Annotated in this window: 4 protein-coding genes; 3 read left to right on the top strand and 1 reads right to left on the bottom strand. The window is 39.0% G+C overall.

Features of this window, described 5'->3' with window-relative positions; all coding sequences use genetic code 11:
- The coding region (locus Q0L68_RS15490) for a M28 family peptidase (RefSeq protein WP_296704981.1) at positions 1-1,256 on the bottom strand (1,256 nt) is incomplete at its 3' end.
- Positions 1,257-1,430: 174 nt separating this feature from the next.
- Between Q0L68_RS15490 and guaA the strand changes: the two genes are divergently transcribed.
- The 3 genes from guaA to Q0L68_RS15505 form a co-directional block, all read left to right on the top strand.
- The gene (guaA, locus tag Q0L68_RS15495; RefSeq protein WP_296704983.1) at positions 1,431-2,960 is read left to right on the top strand and encodes a glutamine-hydrolyzing GMP synthase; all 1,530 of its coding nucleotides are present in this window, start codon (positions 1,431-1,433) and stop codon (positions 2,958-2,960) included.
- Between the two features lie 177 nt (positions 2,961-3,137).
- Positions 3,138-4,790: an ABC transporter substrate-binding protein gene (locus Q0L68_RS15500; RefSeq protein ID WP_296704984.1), complete on the top strand. Its 1,653-nt coding sequence runs from the start codon at positions 3,138-3,140 to the stop codon at positions 4,788-4,790.
- 3 nt (positions 4,791-4,793) lie between these two features.
- Positions 4,794-5,474: aminotransferase class III-fold pyridoxal phosphate-dependent enzyme (locus tag Q0L68_RS15505; RefSeq protein ID WP_296704986.1), on the top strand; the 681-nt coding region annotated here is incomplete at its 3' end.

Here is a 5,474-nt window from a genome sequence, read left to right on the forward strand (position 1 = left end):
TCCACCACCCAGTCAGCAAATCTTCCTTGCTCTTTGAAAACAGTCAATATAAAATCGTTGAAATAATGAGGTTTCATTTGTTCTACAGTCATCGGTGAACCTCCCCATTCCGAGTGTTTGTCATTTCCTCTTGTCCAGATTGCACTTGGATCAGGCATTTTTTCTATCAGGAATGTTCCACCAGTAACATCGGTATTTTCGCCAACCATATCCAAGGAAATTCCCCAGTTGATTTCAGGTTCTCTTTTCTCTTCTTCTTGAATATATCTACGAGTCGAAATGATTTCATCTCCCCATAGGAAAGTCAAGGTGCGTTTTAGGTCTAGTTTATTCTCCCGAATTAATTTTGCGGTAATTTTTGCCATTTCCAGTTGCGTGCCCACCCCAGTTGCATTGTCATTTGCTCCAGGCTCCTGGATATGTGCTGAGAAAACTAAACTTTCCAATGGTAGTTCAGACCCCATTACATTGGCTACAACCGTTAACTCCTCCGAATCATAAATCTTGGTTTGGATTTTGGCGTTGACTAGTACTGGGCCTTTTTCCAGTTCAGCTTTTAACTTTTCCTTTGCTTCATAAGAAAGAGCTATTGCCCAAGTAGGATTTTCAGCATCGTATCTCAAACTTCGAAATTGAATTGAGGTAATGTTTTTCTCCGGTTGCAAATAAGAAGGCATATCATAAGTCAATATACCTAAGGCACCTTTTTCTTTTACGGATGATTGTAGGGTTCTATAACCTATCTGATCTGAAAAAAGGATTTTCCCTTTTACTTCCATTCCTTCAAGAGCTTCCTTGCTTTCAACATAAATAACTTCTGCAGTTATTCCCTCGGGAGAGGTAGAACTTGAATTTAAATACGTCATGTTCCTGTTGCCTGCGGATGAAAGTAAATCTCCATCGGCTCCGACAATTTTTAATGAAGCTGAAACAGGTTCCCAAGTAGGTCTTTCCATTTTCCTAGTTTCAATCCTATAGGTAAGTCGATCGGTGGATTTGGCATTTTCCTCTAAAACAAAACCTGCGGTCTCCAACTCTTCTGCGATTTTATATACTGAATTGTTAAACCCTGTATTTCCAGCAACTCTCCAGTATTGTTCTACAAAAGCTACGGTTTCATAAGCTAAATCTCCTTTGAATTCAGGTCTTACTAGATCAAAGTATGGACTTAGGGTTTTATTTAAAGCGGTGCTTTGTGAAAAAACGGAAATAGAGCAAAGCGTAAGAATTGATAATAGAAACAATAACTTTTTCATAAGGAGAAATTCAAATTGGAATTGACCTTAAATTTTAATGTTTTTGGGTTTATAACCTACCAATTGAAATAATTCTACCCTGAGATTTACCGAAGGGATAAAATTTACCAAACATTATTCTGTAAAATTTATCAGAACATTTCCTCAATTTGCCTTACCTGCTTACCTTTGCGCATGGCAGAACAAATCTTGATCCTTGATTTCGGTTCTCAGTACACACAACTCATCGCCCGAAGAGTTAGAGAGCTGAATGTTTATTGTGAAATCCACCCCTATAACAAAGTTCCAGAAATCACTTCCGACATCAAAGGAGTGATTCTTTCAGGTTCTCCTTGCTCTGTAAGAGATGAGGGTTCTCCCGATTTGGATTTGGATGCTTTAAGAGGAAAACTACCTCTTTTGGGCGTTTGCTACGGTTCTCAATTACTAGCTCAAAAATATGGAGGAGAAGTTTTGCCTTCCGAGATCAGAGAATATGGAAGAGCTAATCTCAGCCATATCGATACTCATTATGATTTATTGAAGGAAATGAGCCATGGCTCTCAGGTATGGATGTCTCATGGAGACACTATTAAAGACTTACCTGGTAATTTTGAAGTGATTGCAAGTACTTCTTCCGTTAGAGTTGCGGCATTCAAAGTGAAGGAAGAAGAGACATACGGAATTCAGTTTCACCCGGAAGTCACCCATTCCACAGAAGGTAAAAATCTATTACGAAACTTTGTGGTTCATATTTGTGGCTGTGCACAGGACTGGACATCAGATGTGTTTATTGATGCCACCGTCGCTGAACTGAAAGCCAAAATCGGGAAAGATAAAGTAGTAATGGGTCTTTCAGGAGGAGTTGATTCTTCTGTTGCAGCTACTTTAATTCATAGAGCAATCGGAGATCAATTGACTTGCGTTTTTGTGGATAATGGATTGCTTCGAAAAAACGAATTTGAAGAGGTACTAGATTCCTATAAGCATATGGGATTGAATGTGATTGGTGTAGATTCAAAACAGCGTTTTTATGATGCACTAGTTGGATTAACTGATCCTGAAGCAAAAAGAAAAGCAATTGGTCGGGTATTTATTGAAGTATTTGACGATGAAGCCCATAAAATTGAAGGAGTAAAATGGTTGGGGCAAGGAACCATCTATCCGGATGTGATTGAATCTGTTTCTGTTAAAGGACCATCTGCGACCATCAAATCTCATCACAATGTGGGAGGATTACCCGATTTTATGAAACTTTCAGTGGTAGAGCCATTGAATACTCTTTTTAAAGATGAGGTTCGTGAAGTAGGAAGAGCATTGGAAATCGTTGAGACTATTATAGGAAGACATCCGTTTCCGGGTCCTGGTTTAGGAATTAGAATATTAGGAGATATCACTGCAGAAAAAGTAAAGACGCTTCAGGAAGTAGATCATATTTTTATCCAAGGTTTGAAAGATCACGGGCTTTATGATCAGGTTTGGCAGGCAGGAGCCATGTTGCTGCCAATACAATCTGTGGGCGTGATGGGAGATGAGAGGACGTATGAGAAGGTTGTTGCATTAAGAGCGGTAGGATCAGTAGATGGTATGACGGCAGATTGGATTCATCTTCCTTATGAATTCTTGGGGAAAATCTCAAACGAGATCATCAATCGAGTGAAAGGAGTCAATCGAGTAGTTTATGATATTTCTTCTAAGCCACCAGCAACAATTGAGTGGGAATAGACAGATTTAGGAAGTCTGATTTAAGATTTAAGATTTATTAATACCAGTTATATAATCAAAACCCGAGGTAATTTCTTCGGGTTTTACTTTTCAAAGCTTTTGGCCTAAACTTTGGGTTTGAAAATATTGGGTTAAATTTGCAAACCTTGTATTGATGTTTGATTCACCTTCAGATTCATGAGAAATTATTTCTTACTTATTTCTGCGTTTTTCTTAGTCTCTTTAACTTTTGCTCAGAATATTCCTGAGGATTACCAAAAAGCACAGACTTTCCTCAATTCAAAAAATTATTGGGAGGCAATGCCTCTTTTTAGGGAGTTTATGGATTCTGAAAGATATGGAGCCCTTTCTAATTATGCGGCATTTCATCTTGGAGAAGCTGCATTGGGCGCAAATCAACCAGATCAGGCAATTCCAGCACTTCTGCAGGTTTCAAATAAAGTTTGGACCAAATCAGACGAATCAAAGTATTTATTAGCATTGGCATACTTCCAAAACCAACAAAATCAGGAAGCATTGCGAGCTATCAAGGGAATCAAGAAGGATTCGATGAAGGAAATGGCAGAAAATGCAACTTTTGAGAACCTCAAAAAAACTAGTGCTAGTTTTATGGTTGCCAATCTTCAGGAGTTTAAAGAAAATAAAGGATACGCTGCAGCTTTAAAGACTGTTTTGGAGAGCCAAACAATTCTTTCAGCTTCTGAAAGAGCAGCATATTATGAATTGCAAGGGAACGCAGGTGGAGGAATGAATGCGGTAAAGGATATGGTTTTGGATTTTGTTGTAATTCTTCCATTTACAACTTCTCCTTCTGCCTCTGCCTCTTCTATTGACCAATCAAGCTTTATTTTTGAATTATATCAAGGAATTAATTTTGCTGTAAATAGACTGAAGGAAGAAGGCAAACAAGTCACGCTTCATACATTTGATTCTAAGAGAGATATGACTCACTTAGCTGAGTTATTGAAAGATCCTGTGATTGCAAATGCGGATGCGATTATTGGTCCGATCTATCCCGATGAAGTTGACTTAGTCAGTTCTTTTGCTGAGACATCAAAGATACCTTTGATTCACCCTTTATCGAATCTGGGTGAGCGATTTGAGAATACGCAGTACAGTTATTTATTCAGACCCTCTGTAGCTTCTATTTCTAATGGAATTGTTGCAGCTCTCCGAAACCAGAATTGGGGAAGTAAAGTTGCGTTGGGATATAGCGGCAGTTCCCGTGACGAAAAGTTAGGAATGCTCTTAAGAGATCAATTAACTTCTGCTGGGTTTTCGATTGTCGATATGCAACAAGTAAATCAAAGAAATGTGATTGATTTTTTGCAAAAACAAGGCATTAGAACCGGAATGGATAGCGTTGAATTGGAGGTTGATCAAATCATCCTTTTGACAGATGATCCGTCAATTGCTCAGCCAACTTTTGGATTGATGGAATCAGTGAATGCTTCCGTTCCATTCTTGGTGATGGACTCTTGGATAGGCTTTAATTTTGCCAATTATGAAATGCTTGAATTCCCAAACTTTCATTTCATTTCAAATAATACTCCAAATTTTGAGGCTGATGCCATGGAACAGTTTAAGGAAAACTTCTATTCCAAAAATTTGAGTTACCCTAGCCTCAATGCCACTTTGGGTAGAGAGTTAGTGTATTGGTTATCTTCCAATATGGGACCTACCAAAGGTTTTGAGCTAAGAAGAAACCTCGATCAGGCTGCTTTTCAGCAAGGGAAAGTTTCCTGGGGATTCAATTTCCAAAATAGCAATAACAATCAATACGTTCCTGTATTCAAAATAGAAGCAGGAGAAATGAAACCACTAAAGTAATCCATGCAAATTTCAGAAAGTAAAAGACTGTTTGCCCATGCACAAAAGTTCATTCCTGGAGGAGTTAATTCTCCGGTAAGAGCCTTTAGAGCTGTTGGAGGAGACCCCCTTTTCATAAAAAAAGCAGACGGAGCCTATCTTATCGATGAAGATGGAAATCGATTTATTGAAATGATCAATAGTTGGGGGCCCATGATTTTGGGTCATAACCATCCCATGATCAAAGAGGCAGTAATCAAAGCAATGGAAGATGGAACTTCATTCGGCGCACCTACAGCTAAAGAAGTCGAGATAGCTGAATTGATTGTCAGTATGGTTCCTTCTGTTGAAAAAGTTAGAATGGTAAACTCAGGGACAGAGGCAACGATGTCTGCTATAAGAGTGGCGCGAGGGTATACTGGTCGGGATAAATTCATCAAGATGGAAGGACATTATCATGGACATGGTGATTCTTTTTTGATAGCTGCCGGTTCTGGGGCAATGACGATGGGTGATCCAGATTCACCTGGTGTGACCAAAGGGACAGCAAAAGACACCTTGCTTGCACCCTATAATGATCTAGAGGCAATAGAAACTTTAGTGGCTGCGAATAAAGGTGAGATTGCCGCACTAATTCTTGAACCAGTTCCCGGAAACATGGGATTATGTTTACCAAAACCAGGGTATTTACAAGGACTTCGGGAT

This window comes from Algoriphagus sp. (genome assembly GCF_024642405.1).
Lineage (GTDB): Bacteria > Bacteroidota > Bacteroidia > Cytophagales > Cyclobacteriaceae > Algoriphagus.

What these genes read in the sequence shown, in the direction of transcription:
- guaA (WP_296704983.1), top strand. Translation starts at nt 1,431, where the DNA reads ATGGCAGAACAAATCTTGATCCTTGATTTCGGTTCTCAGTACACACAA.
- Q0L68_RS15500 (WP_296704984.1), top strand. Translation starts at nt 3,138, where the DNA reads ATGAGAAATTATTTCTTACTTATTTCTGCGTTTTTCTTAGTCTCTTTA.